We start from the raw sequence: 26,067 nt of genomic DNA, 5'->3' as shown, positions 1-26,067 counted from the left end.
TCACAAATGCTCAACACGGATACAATGAGGTGGGATGAGGAAAAATGATGCCGCTTCCCGGCGAATCGGAAAGCGGCGTGAAGGTTATTTGAGCATAGGTTTAAGGAAGCGGGCGGTATGCGACGCCTCGCACTCCGCCACGGTTTCCGGCGTACCGGAGACGAGAATTTCGCCGCCGCCGCTGCCGCCTTCCGGGCCGAGGTCGACAATCCAGTCCGCCGTTTTAATGACGTCCAGGTTGTGTTCGATCACCACGATGGTGTTGCCCTGATCGCGCAACTGATGCAGAACGTCAAGCAACTGCTGAATATCAGCAAAGTGCAGGCCGGTGGTCGGCTCGTCGAGAATATACAGCGTCTGCCCGGTGCCGCGCTTCGACAGTTCGCGCGCCAGCTTCACGCGCTGGGCCTCGCCGCCGGAAAGCGTCGTCGCCGACTGACCAAGACGGATATAGGTCAGCCCCACGTCCATCAGCGTCTGCAGCTTACGCGCCAGCGCCGGAACCGCATCAAAGAACTCACGCGCTTCTTCAATGGTCATATCCAGCACTTCGTGGATGGTCTTGCCTTTGTACTTAATCTCCAGCGTTTCCCGGTTATAGCGCTTGCCTTTGCACTGGTCGCACGGCACGTAAATATCCGGCAGAAAGTGCATTTCGACTTTAATGACGCCATCGCCCTGGCACGCTTCGCAGCGACCACCGCGCACGTTGAAGCTGAATCGCCCTGGCGTATAGCCGCGAGAGCGAGACTCCGGCACGCCAGCAAAAAGCTCACGAACCGGGGTGAAGACGCCCGTATAGGTCGCCGGGTTGGAACGCGGGGTACGCCCGATTGGACTCTGGTCGATATCGATCACTTTATCGAAATGTTCCAGCCCCTGAATATCCCGATACGGCGCCGGTTCGGCGATAGTCGCCCCGTTTAACTGACGCTGGGCGATGGGGAACAGCGTATCGTTAATCAGCGTTGATTTACCGGAACCCGAGACGCCGGTGATACAGGTAAACAGCCCTACCGGTAGCGTAAGGGTCACATCTTTCAGGTTATTGCCGCGCGCGCCGGTGAGTTTGAGCACTTTTTCTGGATTTGCCGGCACGCGTTGTTTCGGCACTTCAATTTTGCGTTTACCGCTCATGTACTGGCCGGTCAGTGATTCCGGTACCGCCATAATGGCTTCCAGCGGGCCTTCCGCCACCACCTCGCCGCCGTGAACGCCCGCGCCGGGGCCAATATCAATCACATGGTCGGCGGCGCGGATGGCGTCTTCATCGTGTTCCACCACAATCACGGTATTGCCAAGATTGCGCAGATGAATCAACGTACCCAGCAGCCGTTCGTTATCGCGCTGGTGCAGACCGATGGACGGTTCATCCAGCACATACATCACGCCGACTAACCCGGCGCCTATCTGGCTCGCCAGACGAATACGCTGGGCTTCGCCGCCGGAAAGCGTCTCTGCCGAGCGGGAGAGCGTGAGATAGTTCAGGCCGACGTTCACCAGAAACTTGAGGCGATCGCCGATCTCTTTTAGCACTTTTTCGGCGATTTTCGCCCGTTGCCCGGAAAGCTTGAGATTAGTGAAAAAATCCATCGCATGGCCAATGCTCATATCGGAAATAGCAGGCAGCGGCGTATTTTCCACAAATACATGGCGCGCTTCGCGATTCAGTCGCGTTCCTTCACAGCTGGCGCAGGGGCGATTACTGATGAATTTCGCCAGCTCTTCGCGCACCGCGCTGGATTCCGTCTCTTTATAACGGCGCTCCATATTATGCAGCACGCCTTCGAACGGATGGCGGCGCACGGAAGTATCGCCGCGATCGTTCATATATTTAAATTCAATATTCTCTTTGCCGGAACCGTACAGCACGACTTTGTGTACGTTGGCGCTGAGGCTTGCCCACGGCGCATCCACGTCGAACTTATAGTGTTCCGCCAGCGACTTGAGCATTTGAAAGTAGTAAAAATTGCGACGATCCCAACCACGAATCGCGCCGCCTGCCAGCGACAGGTCGGGATTCTGGATCACGCGGTCCGGATCGAAATATTGCTGAACGCCGAGGCCGTCACAGGTCGGGCAGGCGCCTGCCGGGTTGTTGAACGAGAACAGACGCGGTTCCAGCTCGCGCATACTGTAGCCGCAAATCGGACAGGCAAAATTGGCGGAGAACAGAAGCTCCTCCGCTTTCTCATCGTCCATATCGGCAACAACCGCCGTGCCGCCGGATAATTCCAGCGCCGTTTCGAACGACTCCGCCAGGCGTTGGGAAAGATCGTTGCGAACTTTGAAGCGATCGATCACCACCTCAATGGTATGTTTCTTTTGCAGCTCCAGCTTCGGCGGATCGGAGAGATCGCAGACTTCGCCGTCAATACGGGCGCGAATGTAACCCTGGCTTGCCAGATTTTCCAGCGTTTTGGTGTGTTCGCCTTTACGCTCTTTAATAATCGGCGCCAGCAGCATCAGACGTTTGCCTTCCGGCTGTGACAGCACGTTATCGACCATCTGGCTAACGGTTTGCGCCGCCAGCGGCACGTCATGATCCGGACAACGCGGTTCGCCCACGCGGGCAAACAGCAGGCGCAGGTAGTCGTGGATCTCGGTAATAGTACCCACCGTAGAGCGCGGGTTGTGCGATGTCGATTTCTGTTCAATTGAGATCGCGGGCGATAGCCCCTCAATATGGTCGACATCCGGTTTTTCCATGAGCGACAAAAACTGCCGCGCGTAAGCGGAGAGCGATTCAACGTAACGACGCTGCCCTTCGGCATACAGAGTGTCGAAAGCCAGTGAGGATTTGCCTGAACCCGAAAGCCCGGTCACGACAATCAGTTTGTCGCGGGGGATGACGAGGTTAATATTTTTGAGATTATGGGTGCGGGCGCCCCGAACTTCGATCTTATCCATTCACCTTTCCCGGTAGAGACTCGGATGCCTGGTTTGTTTGAAGGACAAACGGCAGAAACGGCTAATTATGACACAATTTAACCTGTTTGAATATACAGTATTGGAATGCATCTTCAGCTAAAGTATGCAACAATATGAGGTTCGCGCGAGTGACCTGGAACCTGCATCGCAGCTATTAAAATGCTACGTGGAAATGGTACACTCACGCGTTTACACTATTTATGAAACGTATTCAGGAGACTCAATTATGGCCAGCAGAGGCGTAAACAAGGTGATTCTCGTTGGTAATCTGGGCCAGGACCCGGAAGTACGCTATATGCCGAGTGGCGGCGCTGTCGCCAACTTAACGCTGGCTACTTCTGAATCCTGGCGCGATAAGCAGACCGGCGAAATGAAAGAGCAGACTGAATGGCACCGGGTGGTGATGTTCGGCAAACTGGCGGAAGTGGCCGGCGAATATCTGCGTAAAGGTTCTCAGGTGTATATCGAAGGTCAATTGCGTACCCGCAAGTGGACCGATCAGAGTGGCCAGGAACGCTATACGACTGAAATTAACGTTCCGCAGATCGGTGGCGTGATGCAGATGCTGGGTGGTCGCCAGGGCGGCGGCGCACCGGCAGGCGGTCAGCAGCAGGGGGGTTGGGGTCAACCGCAACAACCTCAGCAGCCGCAGGGCGGCAACCAGTTCAGCGGCGGCGCGCAGTCGCGTCCACAGCAATCCGCGCCAGCGCCGTCTAACGAACCGCCAATGGATTTTGACGACGACATTCCGTTCTGATTTTTGGTAAAAAACTCAAAGCGTTATTTGCATTTTCGCTATAGTTCTCGTCTGCTGAAATGCCTGGTGTAAACCAGGCATTTTCTTACCTGGTATTATTGTCTTTGTCTCCCTTTCAAAAAAGAGAAGCGCATATCTTACGGAAAAATGTCGCTTATCGCCTCTGGCCGACTCGCCTCGGCACATCATTATCCAGCCGAAGTTCATAAATGTACTGCAATAACCCGGATTGTCTTAAATATGAAAGAGAAATCTCATCTGCAAAATATATAATTTATAGCCATTTTTTGACAACAAAAAGATATTATAAAATAACGTTAGAGAATGGTCGGTATTATCAATAGTTAATTAAATGTTTGCTTTAGCTTGTGATGAGGTCAAATATGATATGTTCATCTTGCTTTATTTTTAATTGCTGAAGATAAACTTGTTACTTATAGCTGGCTTTATATAAAAAATGGTTTTATTTATGTATTTTTTTACGCAATTCTGATTTTTTACTCCCCGCTTATTATATTTTTAATGATTTAAGTTATATTGAAGTCCCTATGACCCTATGTTTTAATTGTGAAAATTCATTTTATCTTCTGGAGGCAAATTTATTAAATACGTATGATTATAACGCGTATTAAAAAGAAATATGTCCTTAAAATGATTTAGAGTTTCAATGATTAGCTAACAAATCTATTTATCGGCGAGTGGTTTTAATTTGCTGATGACTATTTTTTATTTATGAGCTGAGAGCTTATGCGATACCTATTATTGGGGAAGATATAGTTAGTGCAATAATTGATGTCTACCTAATTAAAAAATAAAGAGTGTTTTTAATTAAAGCACTCATCTTTGTTGTGGGCGCACAAAAATGGCGTCATTGTTTTTATTTTTCTGATTACGAGATGTAGGAAAACTGAAATCTATAAAGCGTATTGGTAGCAGGAAGCCAAGGGCGGTAGCGTTCACTTTCTGAATAAGTTGAGCATCCTTTATCCTTTCTAATCCACAAAAACATTTTATTCACAATGTAATATCAGGAGACAACATGGAAGACGAAAGTAATCCGTGGCCTAGTTTTGTTGATACATTCTCTACGGTATTGTGCATTTTTATATTTCTTATGTTGGTGTTTGCACTTAATAATATGATTATTATGTATGACAACTCAATTAAAGTTTATAAAGCAAATATAGAGAATAAGACTAAATCTACTGCTCAAAATAGCGGAGCCAATGACAATTCAAATCCTAATGAAATAGTTAATAAGGAAGTGAATACTCAAGATGTGTCGGACGGAATGACTACAATGTCAGGTAAGGAGGTTGGAGTATACGATATCGCCGATGGTCAGAAAATTGATATAACATCTACAAAAAATGAGCTTGTTATTACGTATCATGGCAGGCTGAGAAGCTTTTCAGAAGAGGACACTCATAAAATAAAGGCTTGGTTAGAAGACAAAATCAATAGTAATTTATTGATAGAAATGGTTATTCCTCAGGCAGACATCTCTTTCTCTGACTCTTTACGACTGGGATATGAACGGGGAATTATTTTAATGAAAGAGATTAAGAAGATATATCCTGATGTAGTTATTGACATGAGTGTTAACTCCGCAGCATCAAGTACAACGAGTAAAGCTATTATCACGACTATTAATAAAAAGGTGTCCGAGTGAAATATATAAATCATTACCGCTATTTGTTTGTCTGTTTTTTCCTTGCCATACTCCCTTTTTCCGCTTTATCTTTTCCCGGTATAAGAGAGTATGTTTTTGATAACTTTATGGTTTCTGCAATTTACAATGGAGTCATTATTGCCATTTATATTACAGGCTCTTTGTGTGCATTATTCACTATTTTTAAAAATATTTCAGCAAAAGACATATTAATAGCTCAGGACGCCAGCAGAAAAAATAGTATTCTTTCTAACCTCAATCAGATTTTGTTTTCCGGAGAACCCAAACAGTGTGATTTCAATTTGCTGATGGAATTAGATGACAATGTGTCTACCGCCCGTAACCAACGATTGTCATTTATTATGAGTTGTAGCAATGTGTCGACGCTTGTTGGCCTGTTGGGGACGTTTGCGGGTCTGTCTATTACGATTGGTTCAATCGGGAATTTATTGAGCTCGCCATCAGATGTTGGCGGTGATAATGCAAGTAATACACTCAATATGATCGTGACAATGGTAGCGTCGCTTTCTGAACCATTGAAAGGGATGAATACCGCATTTGTATCTTCTATCTATGGTGTTGTTTGCGCCATACTCCTGACCTCACAAAGTGTTTTTGTTCGCAGCTCCTATTCCCTTGTTTCTACGGAAATCAAAAAATTAAAAATCATAAGCAACAGATCCAATAATAAACAACGAAGCCTGCGGGTTGAATCAGAGACGCTTGTAGAATTTAAAGAGTTGTTTAAAGCGTTTTTTGATAACTACCTGACAGTTGAAAACTTACGGACGCAGGATGAAGAAAAGAAACGAGTGATGCTATCAGATAGCTTTGTCACTTTGCAAAACCGACTATCGGATAACTCAGCAAAACTGGAACAACTTTCTACGCTGATTGATGGTTATCTGGTAAGCAGTAACGAAAATCTCAAAAAATTATCTGACGGTGTAATAACAATTACCTCTCGTTTATCTGAAGGTAATATCCTGCTTGCTGATAATAATGCACGGCTGGAGGCAATGAGTACAATACAAAATATTATAGACAAAAAGAATGATTCAATAATGGCATCAGTTGATAAATGTTATCAGGAATCTCTTTCACATGGTAAGACCATAAACGATATTGCCGCTGGCAGTGCCGATATTTCTCATACTCTCGATGGGCTGAGAAAAGAAATGGATGAGGATATGAACAATGTTCATTTAGCGCTATCCGATCTATCGGCTACTGATAAAAAGATTATTGCCAATACTAAAGAGATTAGTGCTGAAATGGTTAGCTACCGTGATACCTATATGCCATTAATGGAAAAAATAACATCTATGCACCAGGAAATAGTAAAGCAACGTTTGTTAAACAAGGAGGAAAAAAATGAAGATTAAGATGTTTTTTCTGACGACTGCTTTTATTACACAAAGCACATACGCCAGCGAGCTTCCGGTCATTCCTCTAAGAGACTTAGTTAATGCCGCATTAACGCATCAGCCCTCTGTTGCTGTTTCATATTATGAGACTGAAAAGAAAAACAGTGACTTAGATCTTTCACGGGCAGCACTTTATCCTACCCTGGATCTAACATCTGGCCTTAATAATAACAGGAAAGAGTCATCAGGTACCGAGAGAAACGTTGAAAATAAGGTGTCTTTATCATACCGAATAACGGATTTTGGAGTGAGGGGGGCTAATATCAGGAAATCTGAATACGAAAGAGATAATAGTAAAACTGACTATGAAAAAACAAAGAATATAGTGTCTCAGGAGGTTGTGACAACCTATTACAACATCAGTAAATATCGTGAAATGATTGATGGCGTAAATCTTGAGAAAGAGTTTTATAAAAAGATGCTGGAAACTTTTTCGCTGCTGGTATCTTCCGGTGTAGCGATGCAATCTGATATGCGTAAAGTACAAGTATCTATCGATGCATTAAATACCAGAAGCATTATGTATCAGTCGATGTTGGATGATGAAATGTATAAAATGCAGAATATGACTGGTCTGAATTTATCACCAGTTCAGATTCAAAGCGATGAAAAATTCAACCTCTTCAAAAAATATATCTTTGTCGAAAGTCCTGAAAAACTTATGGACATGGTGATGAAATACAATGATGACTATAAGATGCTTGTCAATACCCGAAAAGCCGCGACCGAAGATATTAATGCCGCAAAATCATCCTATTTTCCGACTGTAGATCTCGTTTCCAGCTATGTACAGAATAACCCGAGCGGTAGTGCCAAAAAAAGTGATTATGAAGATGAATTCAAAACGGGTATCAATGTCAGTTTCAACATTTTTAATGGGTTCAGAAATTCAGCCCAGGAAAGAAAAATGGTGGCAAGTTACTCGCAGGCTAAGCTGCAAATTGACGATTTTTTGATTAAAACGCGTTATAACATTGATTCACAACTTTCAAGATACGCCGCTGCAAAAGAGACTTACTCAGTGGCGGAACGTTCACATACAAACGCGTTACAGCTTACTGAATTATATGAGCAGGAGTTTCAGTTAGGGCAAAAAAGTTTGCTTGATTTAATTTCAAGCCGTAATGAAGCATTTCAGGCATATGTAAGCATGATCGACAGCAAATATAGCCTGTATATTTTAAAGTTACAGCAACTCTCATTGATTTTTCATTTAATGGATTATTTAAAAGGAAATACTGAAAGTGAGTTAAATGTAATGAAATGAATAGAAGACAAAGCGATCATCTCATGATGATAATTATTTCTTTGACGATCTTAATTATTATCCTTACCTACTTTATAGAAATTAATTCAGTGGTTCATGGTCAGGGCGTTATCACCACTAAAGATAATGCTCAGTTAATATCTCTTTCTAAAGGAGGGACGATACAAGATATTTATGTAGCCGAGGGTGATACTGTAAAAAAAGGAGAACTCCTTGCAAAGGTCGTTAACCTTGATCTGCAAAAAGAATATCAAAGGTATAGAACTCAAAAAGGGTATCTGGATAAAGATGTTAACGAAATATCTTTCATTCTTGATAAAGAAAATGAGAGTGGATTGATTACCCTGGATGGCACCCGTTCTTTAAGTAATAAAGAGGTAAAAGCGAATATTGAATTAGTGCATAGTCAGATAAGAGCTAAAGAGTTAAAAAAAACCTCTCTTGATTCTGAGATTAGCGGATTACAAGAGAAGCTGAGTTCGAAAGAAAAAGAACTCGCATTGCTTGCCGAAGAAATAAATATTCTTTCCCCACTGGTAAAAAAAGGAATTAGCCCATATACCAATTTTCTTAACAAGAAACAGGCGTATATAAAAGTTAAGTCTGAAATTAATGATATTGAAAGTAGCATCACTTTAAAAAAAGATGATATTGAGTTGGTTGTTAATGATATTGAGGCGCTTAATAATGAATTGCGACTATCTTTATCTAAAATAATATCTAAAAATCTTCAGGAACTTGAGGTTGTTAACTCTACATTAAAAGTAATAGAGAAGCAGATAAATGAGGAGGATATCTATTCACCGGTTGACGGTGTAATTTATAAAATCAATAAAAGTGCCACTACTCATGGTGGTGTGATTCAGGCGGCGGACTTACTTTTTGAAATAAAACCAAAAGTAAGGACTATGCTGGCCGATGTGAAAATATTACCCAAATACCGTGACCAAATATATGTAGATGAAGCCGTTAAACTGGATGTGCAGTCAATTATCCAACCAAAGATAAAATCGTATAATGCGACTATCGATAATATTAGCCCTGATTCCTATGAGGAAAATACCGGAGGAACAATTCAGCGTTATTATAAAGTAATTATTGCATTCGATGTTAATGAAGATGATTTACGGTGGTTAAAACCAGGTATGACTGTTGACGCCAGTGTAATTACCGGAAAACACAGCATTATGGAATACCTGTTATCTCCCTTGATGAAAGGCGTGGACAAAGCCTTTTCAGAACCCGTTAATACTAAACGATTAGATACACCTTGAGAGTGAATATAATATTATGGGAAATAAAAGCATACAAAAGTTTTTTGCCGATCAAAATTCTGTAATTGATTTATCTTCTTTGGGTAATGCCAAAGGCGCAAAAGTTTCTCTTTCCGGGCCAGACATGAACATTACGACGCCGCATGGGGCAGTGATCATTGTCAATGGCGCTCTTTATTCAAGTATCAAAGGCAATAACCTCGCTGTTAAATTTAAAGATAAGACTATTACCGGCGCTAAAATTCTGGGCAGCGTAGATTTAAAAGATATTCAACTAGAGAGAATTGACAGCTCATTGGTTGATTCTGCTCAGGTAGAAAAGAAAGGTAATGGCAAACGACGAAATAAGAAGGAAGAAGAGGAATTAAAAAAGCAGCTTGACGAGGCTGAAAACGCAAAGAAAGAAGCTGATAAGGCGAAGGAAGAAGCTGAGAAAGCTAAGGAGGCTGCAGAAAAAGCGCTCAATGAAGCGTTTGAAGTACAGAACTCGTCAAAGCAAATTGAAGAAATGCTGCAGAACTTTTTGGCTGACAATGTAGCAAAAGACAATCTGGCTCAGCAAAGCGATGCTTCCCAGCAAAATACACAGGCTAAAGCAACGCAGGCTTCTAAACAGAACGATGCTGAAAAAGTTCTTCCTCAACCTATTAATAAAAATACCAGCACTGGCAAAAGTAATAGCAGTAAAAATGAGGAAAATAAGCTCGATGCCGAGTCTGTTAAAGAGCCGCTTAAAGTCACATTAGCGCTTGCGGCCGAGAGTAACAGCGGTAGCAAAGATGATAGTATAACTAATTTTACCAAACCTCAGTTTGTAGGTAGCACTGCTCCCAATGCCACGGTCATTATTAAAATTAATGGTATTGCTGTCGGTCAGGCTGTAGCGGATAGTTTGGGTAACTTCACCTTCGCTGCGCCTGAAACATTGACTGATGGAACATACAATCTGGAGGCAGAGGCCAAGACTGCTGATGGGAGCGGTAGCGCCAAACTTGTCATTACTATCGATTCCGTTACCGATAAGCCAACATTTGAACTTTCGCCTGAAAGTAGTGTGTCTGGTCATAAGGGCTTAACGCCGACCTTGACGCCTTCAATTGTTGGTACGGCGGAAGAGAATGCCAAGGTTGACATTTATGTAGATAATAAACTGGTTGCCAGCGTTGATGTCGATAAAGATGGAAACTGGAGTTATGAATTTAAAGATAATGAACTATCTGAGGGCGAAAATAGTATAAAAGTCGTTGCCGTGGATAAAGCAGGTAATAAAAACGAAACGACGGATAGTATCATAACCGACACCATTGCTCCGGAAAAGCCGACGATTGAGCTGGATGATAGTAGTGATTCCGGCATTAAAAATGACAGCATTACTAATAGCACCCTGCCAACATTTATTGGTGTGGCGGAACCCGGTTCTACAGTCTCTATTTATCTTGGACTTAAACATCTTGGTGAGGTCATTGTTGCTAAAGATGGGACATGGAGCTATACGCTTACTACGCCGCTCAAGGATGGCGAATACAATATAACAGCAACAGCTACTGATATTGCCGGGCATACCTCAGCGACGGCAAATCTGCCTTTTACTATTGATACACGTATCAGCTATTTCAGCGCTGAGATTGAAACGACTGATGATAGCGGTATTGTTGGAGATAACGTTACTAACAATACTCGCCCAACCTTTACAGGTAAAACTGAGCCAAATGCTATTATCAGTGTCATAAATAGTGAGACTGGCGAAGAGGTTATTTTTAAAGCGAATGACAAGGGCGAATGGACGTTCAATTTCACTTCCGACTCAGTGGAAGGGGTTAACAATCTTACGTTCACTGTTGAAGATGTCGCTGGCAACAAAAAGGATTTTTCCTTTAGTTACGTTATCGATACTGTTGCCCCTGTACCTCCGACAGTTTCTTTGGAGGATTTTGTTGTTTTACCGAATGGTATAATTTTATCAGGGAATGATTTACCGGCTTTAGTCGGTACGGCAGAGCCAAAGTCTACCATCTTATTGATGCGAGATGGTAAATTATATGACAGCATTGAGGTTGACTCAAACGGGACCTGGAATTATCAGTTTAGTAATAAATTTCTTCAGGGTGCCTATGATATTGAAATCATTTCTCAGGATGCCGCCGGTAATAAATCCTCTACTGTTAAATATTCTTTTACTATTCAAACTGAAGTTGTACCTCCAAAAGCGGAACTCGATGCCAGTGATGATTCCGGTGCAAAAGGCGACTGGATTACCAATAAACATAATGCTCTGACGTTACTGGGAACAGCGGATAGGTTTGCTACCGTAAATATCCTTATTGATGGTAAAACGATAGGCGTGACGACTGCGGATGCAGACGGTAACTGGAATTTTGATATTTCCCGAAATCTGTCTGACAATGTTTATAAGATTACGGTTGAATCCATCGATCCTTTAGGAAGAACGTCATCTGTAGATTATCAGCTTACCATTGATAGCTTTACGCCGATCCCTACTGTTATGTTGCATGATAGCGCTGATTCTGGCGTTAAAGGCGATATGATTACTAAAATTAATACGCCGTTGTTTACCGGGATGGCTGAAGCTAATGCTAAGGTTTCCATCTATGTTGACGGTGTGTTAAGTGGCGAGGCTATTGCTGGCGATGATGGTGTATGGAATTTTCAATTTACCACAGCGTTATCCGATGGCTCGCATGACGTAACGGTAAAGGTAGAAGATATTGCCGGTAATACTGCCTCCTCATCAGCGTATAATTTCCAAATCGTAACGCAAACGCAAAAACCAACAATAGAGTTGGTCAACGATACGGGGGTTGATAATACAGACCATATTATTAATGAAAAGAATCCTGCACTGACAGGAACCGCTGCACCCTATTCAACGGTTAAACTCTATATTGATGGTGCGCTGATCGCTGAGGTCAGAACAAATAAAGATGGCAGATGGGAGTATACTCTAAAAGCCGATCAAGGTTTGGTTGATGGCGATCATAGAATAACCGCTTCAGTTGAAGATATCGCTGGCAACATTGCCCATTCGGATCCTTTCTTAATTAGCGTCGATACTGCTATTTCAATACCGATAGTTTCATTGAGCCCGGATTCAGATTCGGGAATTTCAGATGATAATTTAACGAATATCGTTAAACCTACCTTGCACCTAAAAGATATTGATCCGGACATTATCAGTGTTCAGGTATGGGATGCCGCGTCTGATACGCAGATCGGTGTTGCCACGCAACAACCTGATGGTTCATGGGCCTATACCTTTACTTCAGATTTAACGGAAGGCTTGCATCAGGTTTATGTCAAGGTTGAGGACATTGCGGGTAATAAAGCGAACAGCGCGGTATTCGATTTTACTATCGATACCACAGTATCAACGCCGGTGATTTCCCTGCTTTCTAAGGATGATACGGGGGTTACAGGCGATAACCTGACCAACATCAATAAGCCAGGTTTTGCTATTTCCGGTGTTGATGCCGATGCGCATCGGGTCGTCGTACAGGTGATGCACAATGGCGTGAGCGAAGAGATCGAACTTTCCCACCTCAATGGTAGCTGGTTATTTACACCAGGGAATACGTGGGCGGATGGCAGCTACACGTTAACGGTGAAAGTAGAAGATAAGGCAGGAAATACCAACTACTCAGCGCCGCTGACGGTCGTTATCGATACCCAAATCGCCATTGATGGGGTGGAACTGGTCAACGATAGCGGTGTGAAAGGCGATAATATGACCAACGACGACCGTCCCCACTTTCGTGTGACGGTACCGACGGATGTCAATGAAGTCCGTCTGAGCATTGACGGTGGTAATTCGTGGGTTCAGGCAACTCCGGGCGTGGCAGGAAGCTGGGAGTATATCTGGCCGACAGACCTGGCAGATGGTCAATACACGCTAACGGTGGAAGCGACTGATAAAGCAGGCAATACAGTGACGAAGACCATCGATTTCGCGGTGGATACCACGCTGTCAGTGCCGGTCATCGTACTGAATAGCGCGGACGATACCGGTGTCCAGGGCGATAACATGACGAATAGCACCCAGCCGACATTCGCCCTGCAGCATATTGATGATGATGCCGTTCGCGTTACGGTCAGCGTGGAGCATGGCGGCGTCACCACCACATTTGACGCCACGAAAGGCGTAGGCGGATGGAGCTTTACGCCGACAGGGGCGTGGGCGGATGGTGATTATACCCTGAGTGTGTCAGTCGAAGATAAAGCGGGAAACACCAGCCATTCGGCATCGCTGACGGTGACGGTGGACACGCAAATCGCCATTAATAACATTGAACTGGTCAATGACAGCGGTATTCCCAACGATAATCTGACTAATAACGTGCGTCCGCACTTCCAGGTGACGGTACCGACGGATGTCAACGTGGTGCGCCTGAGCATTGACGGCGGCAAGACGTGGTTCAACGCTACCCAGAACGCGACGCCGGGCGTCTGGGATTATATCTGGCCGGATGATGTGGCCGACGGAGGCTATACCCTGACGGTAGAAGCGACCGATGAGGCGGGAAATAAGACAACACAGACGCTCGATTTCACCATCGATACCACTCTGTCTGTGCCGACCCTCTCGCTGGACAGCGCAGATGACAGCGGCATCGCGGGCGATAATATCACCAATGTTAAAACGCCGGGCTTTACCCTCAACAATATTGATGCCGATGTCAGCCGGGTAACAGTGGAGGTAATGCACAATGGCATTAAACAGGAGGTGCCACTGGTTCAGACCGGCGGACAGTGGCGCTTTGCGCCGACCAGCGACTGGGCGGACGGCGACTATATCCTGACGGTGAAGGTAGAAGATAGGGCCGGAAATGTGAAGCAGTCCGCGCCGTTGACGGTGACAGTGGACACGCACATCGCCATTGACCGTATTGAACTGGTTAACGACAGCGGTATCCCCGACGATAATCTGACCAATGAAGCGCGCCCGCACTTTCAGGTGACAGTACCGGCGGATGTTAACGGTGTAAGACTGAGCATTGATGGCGGCAAAACGTGGTTTGACGCCACGCAGAGCGCGACGCCGGGCGTCTGGGATTATACCTGGCTGACGAATGTGGCTAACGGCCCTCACACCCTGATGGTGGAAGCGTCCGACAAGGCGGGAAACAAAACGACGCAGAAACTGGACTTCATCATCGATACCATGCTGTCAGAACCGACGATTACCCTGGACAGTGCGGATGACAGCGCCGCTGGCGATAACATCACCAACGTTAAGATGCCAGGCTTTACCCTCGGTAATATCGACGCCGACGTGACCAAAGTGGTGGTGACGGTGGCGCATGATGGTAAGAACCAACAGATAGAGTTGATTAAGAACGGCGGTGTGTGGCGCTTTACGCCGGGCGCAGCCTGGACCGATGGCGACTATACGTTGACGGTAAAGGTAGAAGATAAGGCGGGTAATACAAATTATTCTGCGCCGCTGACGGTGACTATCGATACGCAAACGTCTATTGATCGCATTGAACTTCTTAATGACACGGGTATTGTCGGGGATAACCTGACCAATGAAGCACGTCCACAGTTTCATATTACGGTACCGACGGACGTGAACTCTGTGCAACTGAGTCTTGATGGCGGCATCAACTGGGTTAACGCAACGCTGACGCCCGACGGCGTTTGGGAGTATATATGGCCGACAGATCTGGTCGAAAATACGTATACCCTGACAGTGAAAGCAACCGATGTTGCAGGCAACACGGCGACGGAAACGCTCAATTTTATCATTGATACCACATTGTCGACACCGACCATCACGCTGGATAGCGCAGATGATAGCGGCACCGCCAACGATAATAAGACTAACGTTAAAACACCGGGTTTTATTATCGGCGGTATTGATTCTGACGTGACTCAGGTCGTCGTGCAGGTGATGCGCGATGGTCACAGCGAGGAGGTGGAGCTGACGCAGACTAACGGGCAGTGGCGTTTTGTACCCGGCAGCGCGTGGACTGATGGCGACTATACGCTGACGGTAACGGTGAAAGATGAGGCGGGTAATATTCGCCACTCAGCGCCGTTGACGGTCACCATCGATACGCAAATCGCCATTGACCATATTGAACTGGTCAATGACAGCGGTATTCCCGACGATAATCTGACCAATGAAGCGCGCCCGCACTTCCAGGTGACGGTACCGACGGATGTCAACGTGGTGCGCCTGAGCATTGACGGCGGCAAGACGTGGTTCAACGCTACCCAGAGCGCGACGCCGGGCGTCTGGGATTATACCTGGCTGGCTGATGTGGGAGAGGGTAAGCATACCCTGACAGTGGAGGCGACCGACAAGGCGGGAAACAAAACGACGCAGCAACTGGACTTCATCATCGATACCCTACTGTCAGAACCGACTATCGTGCTGGACAACACGGACGACAGCGGAACAAAAGGCGATAACCTGACCAACGTAAATAAGCCGACGTTTTTACTGGGCAATATTGACGCAGACGCGCGGTATGTCACGGTTGAGGTGCAGCATGGCGGCACGAAAGAAGTGCTGACGGCCACCAAAGACGCGACCGGCAACTGGAGCGTAACACCGACCGGCACATGGGCAGATGGCGACTATACGCTGACGGTGAGGGTGGAAGATGAGGCGGGGAACGAAAAACACTCAGCGTCGCTGACGGTCACTGTTGATACCCAAATCACCATTGATGCTATTGAACTGGTTAATGATAACGGTATTCCCGGCGACAATATGACTAACGACGCCCATCCGCAGTTCCGCGTGACGGTACCGGGGGACGTTAACGAAGTCAGTCTGAGCATTGACGGTGGCGTGACCTGGGTTAAGGCGACACAGAGCGCGACGCCGGGCGTCTGGAATTATACCTGGCCGGGCACCGTGCCGGATGGCGACTATACGCTGAATGTGAAAGCGACTGACAATGCGGGTAATACGGTGACGGAGACACTCCACTTCACTATTGATACCACGCTGTCGACGCCGGTCATCGTACTGGATAGCGCGGACGACACCGGCATCCAGGGCGATAACATGACTAATCGCACCCAGCCGACATTTAACCTGCAACATATTGATGATGATGCCGTTCGCGTTACGGTCAGCGTGGAGCATGGCGGCGTCACCACCACATTTGACGCCACGAAAGGTGTAGGCGGATGGACCTTTACGCCGCCGACATCATGGGGGGCGGGCGATTATACCCTGAGTGTGTCAGTCGAAGATAAAGCGGGGAACACCAGCCATTCGGCATCGCTGACGGTGACGGTGGACACGCAAATCGCCATTAATAACATTGAACTGGTCAATGACAGCGGTATTCCCGACGATAATCTGACTAATAACGTGCGTCCGCAGTTCCAGGTGAAGGTACCGACGGATGTCAACGAGGTGCGCCTGAGCATTGACGGCGGCAAGACATGGTTCAACGCTACCCAGAGCGCGACGCCGGGCGTCTGGGATTATACCTGGCTGGCTGATGTGGGAGAGGGGAAGCATACCCTGACAGTGGAGGCGACCGACAAGGCGGGAAACCAGACGACGCAGAAACTGGACTTCATCATCGATACCCTACTGTCAGAACCGACTATCGTGCTGGACAACACGGACGATAGCGGAATAAAAGGCGATAACCTGACCAACGCGAATAAGCCGACGTTTTTACTGGGTAATATTGACGCAGACGCGCGGTATGTCACGGTTGAGGTGCAGCATGGCAGCACGAAAGAAGTGCTGACGGCCACCAAAGGCGCGACCGGCATCTGGAGCGTGACACCGACCGGCACATGGGCAGATGGCGACTATACGCTGACGGTGAGGGTGGAGGATGAAGCGGGTAACGTAAAATACTCGGCGCCGCTGACGGTCACGGTTGATACCCAAATCACCATCGATGTTATTGAACTGGTTAATGATAACGGTATTCCCGGCGACAACCTGACCAATGACGTTCGTCCACACTTCCGCGTCACGGTGCCAGGGGATGTCAACGAGGTACGTCTGAGTATCGACGGCGGTAATACGTGGGTTCGTGCAACACAGGGCACGGCAGGGATCTGGGATTACACCTGGCCGAAAGATGTGACCGACGGGCTACATACCCTGACGGTAGAAGCGACCGATAAGGCGGGAAATAAGACGACGCAGACGCTCGATTTTACCATTGATACCCGGCTGTCAACGCCTACCATCACTATGGATAGCAGGGACGATACAGGTGCCATTGGCGATCATATTACGAGCGTCAAAAGACCGGGCTTTACCATTGGCAATATTGACGCCGATGCGCAATCGGTCATTTTGCGGATCACACAGGGCGGCAATAGCCAGGAAGTGATACTAACCCAGGTTGGAGGACAGTGGCGCTTTACGCCAGATGCTGACTGGGCGGACGGTAGCTATACACTGACGGTAGAGGTAACGGATAACGCAGGAAACGTTCGTCAGTCCACGCCGCTGATAGTGACGGTAGATACGCAAACCAGCATTACTGATATTACATTGGTCAATGATCATGGCGTGCCGGATGACAATCTAACTAACAGCACCCGTCCGCAGTTTGAGATCACGGTGCCGGCGGATGTGAATTCTGTGCAACTGAGCATTGATGGCGGCGCAAACTGGGTGAGCGCGGCGCAGGGTATCGAAGGCGTCTGGGGCTATACCTGGCCAACGGATATGGGCGATGGAAAACACACCCTAACCGTCATGGTCACCGACAGAGCGGGCAATACGGCGACGCAAACGCTTGAATTTTTCATCGACACCCGGTTGTCGACGCCGACCATTGCGCTGGATAGCACGGATGATACCGGTACGCCTGGCGATGATATGACCAATCGCACCCGGCCGACCTTTATTCTGCAGAATATCGATTCGGATGTTATCAACGTTACAGTCAGCGTCACGCATAATGGAACGACAACCTCGTTTACTGCGACACAGGGGGCTGGAGGATGGAGCTTTACACCGCCAGCGCCGTGGGGCGACGGTGATTATACGCTGACGGTGACAGTGGAGGATCGGGCGGGAAATACGCGTCCGTCTACGCCGCTGACGGTGACAGTGGATACGCAAATAGCCATTGATCATATTGAATTAGTCAACGATAGCGGCGTCCCTGGCGATAATATCACAAAACATGTGCGTCCGCAGTTCCAGATCTCGGTACCGGATGATGTGGAAAAGGTTCTTCTGAGTATTGACGGCGGCACGACCTGGGTTACTGCAATCAAGAGTTCGACGGCTGGCATTTGGGATTACACCTGGCCGACGGATATGCCAGAGGGACAGCATACCCTGATCGTGGAAGTGACTGACGGTGCGGGTAATAAGATGACGGGGACGCTCGATTTCACTATCGACATCACGTTGTTGACGCCAACCATTGAGCTAGCGCCCGATCAGGATACCGGACAGAATAAGAACGATAATCTGACCAGTGTCACTCAGCCGGTATTTGTGTTGGGGAGTATCGATAAAGATGTTCGACACGTGGAATTGAGTATTGAGCATAACGGCACGTTTAAAACGGTGGTACTCACCGAATCAGCCGACGGCTGGCGTTATCGACCGGATTCTGCTTTGGCGGACGGTAGCTACACATTCACCGTGACGGTAACAGATGTGGCAGGCAACCAGCAAACATCAGCGCCTTTAAAGGTGACGATAGACGGTACGTTGACTACGCCGGTGATTGAACTGGCAGCTGGCGAAGATAGCGGTACTGTTGGCGATCGCCTCACTAATCACGATCGGCCTGTGTTCGACATACGCCAGGTTGATTCTGACGTTACGCGCGTGATGGTCAAAGTAACTTACAACGGTAAAACGCACGAGGAAGCGGCGGTATTCACCAATGGTCAATGGCGCTTTACGCCTTCTGCGAGCTGGGCTGATGGCTCATATCAGTTAGCCGTTGTGGTGGAAGATCTGGCGGGGAATGTAAAAGAATCTGCGCCGTTAGAGGTGCGTATTGATACCACGACAACCATTAACAATATCGTATTGCTTAATGATACTGGCGTGCAGAATGATCAATTAACGAATGTTGCCAAACCGTCATTCAGAATTGACGTTCCCGGTGATGTCATCCAGGTACGCGTAACCCTGGATGGTGGCGCTAACTGGAATGTGATACGCAAAAATGCCGACGGACAATGGATTTTTGACAGTCCGAATACTCTGGTTGACGGCACATATACCCTTCGCGTAGAGGCCACGGATGAGGCAGGTAATATTGCGAATAAAGATTTAGTATTTAATATCGATACTAATATACAGGTTCCGACTATTGCTTTAGACGCAGGACAAGATACCGGAGCGAATACCGCCGATAATATTACTAATATTTCACGACCCACCTTTACGATTGGTAATGTTGACCCCGATGTTATTAAAGTCGTGGTGACGATTGATGGTCATGATTATAACGCGACTAAGGTTGGGGCTGGTTGGCAATTTACACCAGGCAATGCCATTCCGGATGGTTCTTATAATATTACCGTTACGGTTGAAGATAAGGCCGGAAATACCGCGACATCGAAACCATTACCTGTTGTGATAGATACGACGGCTGAAATTGAAAGCGTCACGTTGGTTACAGATAGCGGTGATAGCGATGTAGATAACATTACCAAAGTCGACAAGCCGCAGTTTAGTATTGTTACCGCTGATGATATTACCCATGTGCGCGTTAAAATCGATAACGCCGCTAATTGGATTGAACTCACAAAAGGAGGGGATGGCCGCTGGATATTTAATGTCGGTTCGGCATTACCTGATGGGAAACACACTCTCTTGGTTGATGTGACTGATATCGCTGGCAACGTTGCGCAAGAAACGCTGCAGTTTACGATTGATACGACTCTGCGAGAGCCGACAATTGTACTCGATCCCACCCATGATACTGGTGATGATACTAATGATAATCTTACCAGGATTAACAAACCGGTGTTTATTATCGGTAATGTCGATAATGATGTATCACACATTGTGGTTCATATTGATGGTCGGGATTACACCATTGAAAACACAGGGGGGAATTTAACCTTTACGCCGGATCAACCGCTGTCTGACGGTCAGCATACGATCTCTGTTACCGTAACGGATATTGCTGGTAATACCAAAACATCGGCCGAACTGCAGATTGAAATCGACACGCAGGTTCAGATTGACAGTGTTACGTTAACAACAGATAGCGGCGTCAACGATCACGATAATGTCACCAATGCTACCCGTCCCTCTTTTGAAATTGCAACGCCTGATGATGTGACATCGGTGCTGGTTTCTTTCGATGGCGTAAACTGGACGCCTATCAGTAAAAATGCGGCCGGGCAGTGGGAATTTACTGCAGGTAGCGCATTGCCTGATGGTCATTATACTCTCCATGTCCAGGCGACGGATCGGGCAGGGAATACGGCAAATTCCACGCTGGGCTTCACCGTGGATACGCAGATTGACGGCCTGAGCGTCGTGATGCTGGACGACGCCGGAAAGGATTCTACGGATGGTATTACGAATATTACCTCTCCACGTTTTGAAATTTCAGCCAGAGAACCGCTGCAGAGCGTGACGGTAATTTTAAACGGGAAATCCAGCACACTGACTCAGGGGGCAGGTAATAAATGGCTGTTTACCCCTGATACACCGTTAGTGGATGGAACTTACAAAATAGAAATAGTGGCTGAAGATATCGCAGGTAATAAAATTAGCAAAGAGGTATCATTCACAATAGACACTATTGTTTCTGATCCCAGTATTGATTTGCTGGATGCGGATGATACTGGCGAAAGCGCTGTTGATAATATTACGAGTGTCACTAAACCACGTTTCGTTATTGGCAATGTACCCGCCGATATTGATACTGTTGTAATCAGAATTAACGGCGTTTCTTATCCGGTTACGGCAAATGGCAATAACCTCTGGGAATTTCAGGTTCCCGTTGCGTTAAACGATGGCGTATATGAAGCCGTTGTTGTCTTCAGAGATATTGCCGGAAATACTTCTGAAACTACGCTGCCCTTTACCATTGATACCACGACAAGCGTCAGTGTCAGAATGGAGCCAGCGTCTGATACCGGCAGCTCCAATAGCGATAACCTTACGAATAAGCAAAATCCCAAATTCGAAGGTACTGCGGAGCCTAATGCGAAACTGGTGATTACCATTGTTGATGATAAGTCAGGTCGGGAGGTTCTAAAACACACGATTACGGTTGGCGCCGATGGCAACTGGAGTGTGACGCCGAATATACTGCCGGATGGCATGTATACCATCAACGTCGTCGCAACAGATGTCGCGGGAAATACTGCGCAAACGCAGGAAAGATTCACTATCGATACGGTTACGATCGATCCTACCATTCGCCTTTCGGATCCATCTATTGATGATCAGTATGAAGCAACCAGCCTGCGTCCTGAGTTCAAAGGGCTAGCCGAAGCGTTCTCGACGATTATGATTCAGTGGGATGGGAAAGTGGTCGGCTCGGCAAACGCCAATGCGAATGGCGAATGGAGTTGGACGCCGCCATCAGTATTAGCGCCAGGCTCCTATGTTGTGAGCATTGTTGCCAAAGATAAAGCGGGTAATGAATCGTCGCAGGTCGACTTTCCTGTCGTAATACCTGTTATTGATGTCACGCCTCCAACCATAAAGCTCAGCGAGGAGAGCGATAGTGGTGCCTTAGGAGACTTTACCACGAATAATAAAACGCCGACCCTGGTTGGGAACACGTTACCTAATGCGATTGTGAGTATTTATGTGGATGGCGTGAAGGTCGGCGAGGCGACAGCGGATACAGCGGGTCGATATACTTTCCAGTTATCGGAAATGAAAGATGGCCATTATGTCGTCCAGGTGGGTATCGTCAACCCTCGCGATAATAGCGAACTGCGTTCCACCGCCGTTGATGTCACTATCGATACCGAGGTTGCTGAACTGGTATGGAATATATCTGGAATGCATGAGGGCGGATATATCAATACGGTGACGCCGGAGATTGGCGGCACCAGTGAGCCAAACAGCAAAATCACTATCTTTGTGAATGGCGTTGAAAAAGCGATTGCTTATACGACAGGCGCAGGACACTGGGGCGTAGTATTACCTGCTTTGGGTAATGACGGTAATTATGTATTAACGTTTAAAGTTGAAGATGTTGCCGGCAATATCAGAGAGTTTGGTCCGCAGAATGTGATACTGGATACGGTAATTTCGCCGTTAACCGTGGTATTACGCGAAGCTGATGACAGTGGCAAAGTTGGCGACTGGATCACCAATAAATCTCATGTCACCATCGATGGTACTGCCGAAGCCGGAAGTACTTTAACCATCAGGAATCCGCAGGGGGTGGTTATTGCTACCCTGGTGGTAGGCAATGATGGTCGATGGAGCGCAGAATTAGATCTGCGTGAAGGTAGTAATGCCTTTGTCGTGGTATCGGAAGATAAAGCGGGCAACAGCCAACAAAAAGATATCCTGATAGAACATGATACGCAGATTGAAATCAGCGATATTTCATTAAGTCGGGATACTAATAGCGGTGATAAATATGATCTGATTACCAATAATAAGTCTCCGGTACTGGTTGCCATGACCGATCCCGGCGCGACGGTACAGGTTTATATTAATGGTGTGTTACAAGGCACAGTAGAGGCGAGTTCGTCAGGTAATATTAGCTATACCATGCCGGCAAATAGCGCCGACGGCGAGTATCAGGTGCAATTTGTTGCTACGGATACTGCTGGTAACCGGGTTGAGTCTGCGATTACAACCGTGACAATCGATTCTCAAATTGCTGTCTTTGACATTGATGAAGATTCATTACCGGCCCTCTCTAATAACCGGGCGTTGTCAGTCTCAGGTGTCGGGGAGGCAGGTTCTCAGGTCAGCATCTTTGTCGATGGTAAATTAGTCAACGTTGTTATGGTTGAGGCTGATGGCACATGGCGCGCGCCGATACTGCTGCAAGATGATGGTACGTTTAATATTCATTTCAGCATTACTGACGTTGCTGGCAACACTGAAGTGAGCAAGGATTATAGCGTGGATGTCGATTCATCAACCGACTTCCCAACGCTCAACCTTGAAGATGCGAGCAACTCTGGTTCACTTGACGATCTGATTACTAGTCACAACAAGCCTGTGTTAGTTGGCACCGCAGAAGCGGGAGCCACAATCCATATTTATGTGGATGAAAAGATCGTGGCAAATGTTCTTGTGCTTGAAGATGGAACCTGGTCCTATCAGTTTGATAATGCGTTAAAAGATGGTGAATATTCTATCCGAGTGGTTGCCGAAGACCCGGCAGGTAATACGGCAGAATCGCCTCGCTTACTCGTCACGATAGATACCAGTACGTTTATCGATAATCCTGTTATGATGGCAGGTTCTGATAACGGTATTTTCAGTAATGATAGTATAACGAGTCAAACCCGGCCTGCGTTTAGTATTTATGGAGAAATGAACCAGAGTGTTCAGATTTTCATTGATGGGGTGTTAGTCGATACGATCACGGTGACGGACAGAAATCAAGTTTATCGACCTGAGTCACCGTTGGGCGATGGTTCCCATAGCATTTATTATGTTATCACCGATAAAGCAGGCAACACGGCTACCTCGAAAACGCTAAACTTTACTATCGATACCTTAAATACGACGCCTGTCGCTATTGATTCTATCGGCGGACAAACGTTAGCAGAGATGACCGGTAGTGATGGCAAAATATATATAACGGACACGACACGTAACTTATTGTTTAGTGGCAGTGCCGAGCCCAATAGCAAAATAGAAATCATCATTAATGGCTTAAATGTGGGGGAAGTTTGGGTTAATGACAAAGGCCACTGGCAGATGCCGGTGAACCCGCTTTATTTCACAGAAGGCCAGCTGGATATCACTGTTAAATCTACGGACCGTGCTGGTAACGTAAATCAGGAAAAGTATTCCATTTGGGTCGATACGCATATCCAGGTATTTACCAGCGAGCTTGATGACAATAAATCATCATCGAAAACGGACTGGTGGAGTAATAGCTCCACTATTACCATGAGAGGTATGGGGGAAATTGGCGCTACGGTATCATTAATCGTGGCAGGGGTCACGCTGGCAACCGCTGTCGTTGCGGCTAATGGGCAGTGGGAGTTATCGACCGATCAGCTTCCGGAAGGGAAATACGATATCACTTTGAGTATTGAGGATAACGCAGGCAACCGTAAGGAAGAGGTACATGAAATATTTATTGATCGAACGCCGCCAAACGCTCCGGTCGTAACTTATTCAGATATTGTCAACGATCTAATTATTATGCAGGGGACGGCGGAAGCCAAATCTCAGCTAATAATAACCGATAGTAATGGGAATACTTATACGTTAACCGTTCCTGATAATGGTAAATGGAGTATGGCGATCCCGTATCCATCGGAAGGGAAGTTTACCATTACGAGTGTGGATGCGATTGGTAACCGGAGTGATGATGTCCCTCTCGATATCATGAAAGAGGTTCCCGTTATTTCATTATCTCCAGACTCAGACAGTGGTACGGTGGGCGATAATATTACGCGAGATAATCAGCCTACCTTTATTATCGGGAATCTGGAAAGCGATGTTGTGGTCGTTCAGGTCGATATCAATGGGACCGTATATAATGCTGAAAAAAATGCCGATGGCGTTTGGTTCTTTACGCCAGGTACACCGTTAGCTGATGGTTCCTATACGATATCGGTAATCGCAAGCGATGCCGCGGGTAATCAGAAAAACTCGTTACCCATTACCGTTACGATCGACAGTACGCTGACCGTGCCGGAGATTGCGCTGGCAGCAGGTGAAGGCAATGGCGCTTCAGACAGCGATAACGTGACGAATCACAATCACACCCAGCCTAAGTTCACGCTGCAGCATATTGATGCTGACGTGACCGGGGTGACCGTAAACGTGACGCATAATGGCGTGACAGACATCTATCAGGCGACGCAAGGCGCGGATGGCTGGACCTTCACGCCGCCAGCCGCCTGGAATGATGGTACCTACACGCTGAGCGTGACGGTGGTGGATCGCGCGGGGAACTCACTGCAATCTGCTTCGCTGGAGGTGACGGTTGACTCAACGGTGACGGTAACAGCGGATAGCCAGCATGACGATGCGAGCGATGACGCCACGCCAACAGCGGTTACTCCACCGGAGTCTGAAACAGTGAATGCCGAAAGCGCTACGCATCTTCGTACAGTGCCGTCTGCGGCGGAAGAAAGCGTGGTGAAGGAGACAGCCTATAGTATTACATTGTTAAACGCTGACTCTGGGGATGAAATAGATCGTTCAATTAGTCAGACACCTTCTTTTGAAATATCAGTACCTGAGAATATTGTTAATGTCAGTGTTATGTTTGAAGGAGAAGAGTTTACTCTGCCGATAACTAACCAGAAAGCAATATTCGAAGTTCCGCTATCTTTGGAAGATGGTGAATATACTATGGACGTGAAATTCCTTGATAAGGACGATGATTTCCTGATTAAGGAGAAAACATTCTCAGTCGATCACTCCTCGGCGGATATTGTGAACGCAATGAATGCAAGAGGAAAGACCGAGGATGATATTAATGATTCCCCTTCAACGAGTTCTGTAGGGCACAACAATAACGGCGCTATTGAAGTTTTCGCCGTTAATGAAGTTACGTTACCTGTAGATAATCAAGAAGAACACGCATAATAACGGAGGCCCCTCACCTTTGGGTGAGGGGGTTTAC

Annotated in this window: 7 protein-coding genes; 6 read left to right on the top strand and 1 reads right to left on the bottom strand. The window is 46.8% G+C overall.

From position 1 onward, the window contains the following. Positions 1–84: 84 nt before the first annotated feature. On the bottom strand, positions 85–2,910 hold the full coding sequence (uvrA, locus tag OLG56_RS20210) for an excinuclease ABC subunit UvrA (protein ID WP_000357725.1): 2,826 nt from the start codon (positions 2,908–2,910) through the stop codon (positions 85–87). A gap of 247 nt (positions 2,911–3,157) precedes the next feature. Between uvrA and ssb1 the strand changes: the two genes are divergently transcribed. The 6 genes from ssb1 to siiE all read left to right on the top strand — a co-directional run bounded on the left by ssb1 (position 3,158) and on the right by siiE (position 26,030). Next, positions 3,158–3,688, top strand: a complete 531-nt coding sequence (gene ssb1, locus OLG56_RS20205) for a single-stranded DNA-binding protein SSB1 (RefSeq protein ID WP_000168322.1) — start codon at positions 3,158–3,160, stop codon at positions 3,686–3,688. Positions 3,689–4,727: 1,039 nt separating this feature from the next. Next, positions 4,728–5,360: an SPI-4 type I secretion system auxiliary protein SiiA gene (gene siiA, locus OLG56_RS20200; RefSeq protein WP_000389240.1), complete on the top strand. Its 633-nt coding sequence runs from the start codon at positions 4,728–4,730 to the stop codon at positions 5,358–5,360. After that, positions 5,357–6,745, top strand: coding sequence for a MotA/TolQ/ExbB proton channel family protein (locus OLG56_RS20195; RefSeq protein WP_000875200.1), 1,389 nt, complete (start codon positions 5,357–5,359; stop codon positions 6,743–6,745). Before siiA ends, OLG56_RS20195 begins: the two co-directional genes overlap by 4 nt. After that, entirely contained in the window at positions 6,735–8,054 is a 1,320-nt protein-coding gene (gene siiC / locus OLG56_RS20190) for an SPI-4 type I secretion system protein SiiC (RefSeq protein WP_001541306.1), read from the top strand. Before OLG56_RS20195 ends, siiC begins: the two co-directional genes overlap by 11 nt. After that, the gene (gene siiD, locus OLG56_RS20185) at positions 8,051–9,328 is read left to right on the top strand and encodes an SPI-4 type I secretion system protein SiiD (RefSeq protein ID WP_001081935.1); all 1,278 of its coding nucleotides are present in this window, start codon (positions 8,051–8,053) and stop codon (positions 9,326–9,328) included. Before siiC ends, siiD begins: the two co-directional genes overlap by 4 nt. Positions 9,329–9,344: 16 nt before the next feature. After that, positions 9,345–26,030, top strand: coding sequence for a non-fimbrial adhesin SiiE (gene siiE / locus OLG56_RS20180; RefSeq protein WP_061377181.1), 16,686 nt, complete (start codon positions 9,345–9,347; stop codon positions 26,028–26,030). Positions 26,031–26,067 lie beyond the last annotated feature (37 nt).

The organism is Salmonella sp. 2018103 (assembly GCF_026247685.1).
Classification (GTDB): domain Bacteria; phylum Pseudomonadota; class Gammaproteobacteria; order Enterobacterales; family Enterobacteriaceae; genus Salmonella; species Salmonella enterica.
The sequence above is the reverse complement of the archived record's forward strand: the minus strand, read 5'-3'. Positions and strand labels throughout refer to the sequence as shown.

What these genes read in the sequence shown, in the direction of transcription:
- ssb1 (WP_000168322.1), top strand. Translation starts at nt 3,158, where the DNA reads ATGGCCAGCAGAGGCGTAAACAAGGTGATTCTCGTTGGTAATCTGGGC.
- uvrA (WP_000357725.1), bottom strand. Translation starts at nt 2,910, where the DNA reads ATGGATAAGATCGAAGTTCGGGGCGCCCGCACCCATAATCTCAAAAAT.
- siiE (WP_061377181.1), top strand. Translation starts at nt 9,345, where the DNA reads ATGGGAAATAAAAGCATACAAAAGTTTTTTGCCGATCAAAATTCTGTA.
- siiC (WP_001541306.1), top strand. Translation starts at nt 6,735, where the DNA reads ATGAAGATTAAGATGTTTTTTCTGACGACTGCTTTTATTACACAAAGC.
- siiA (WP_000389240.1), top strand. Translation starts at nt 4,728, where the DNA reads ATGGAAGACGAAAGTAATCCGTGGCCTAGTTTTGTTGATACATTCTCT.
- siiD (WP_001081935.1), top strand. Translation starts at nt 8,051, where the DNA reads ATGAATAGAAGACAAAGCGATCATCTCATGATGATAATTATTTCTTTG.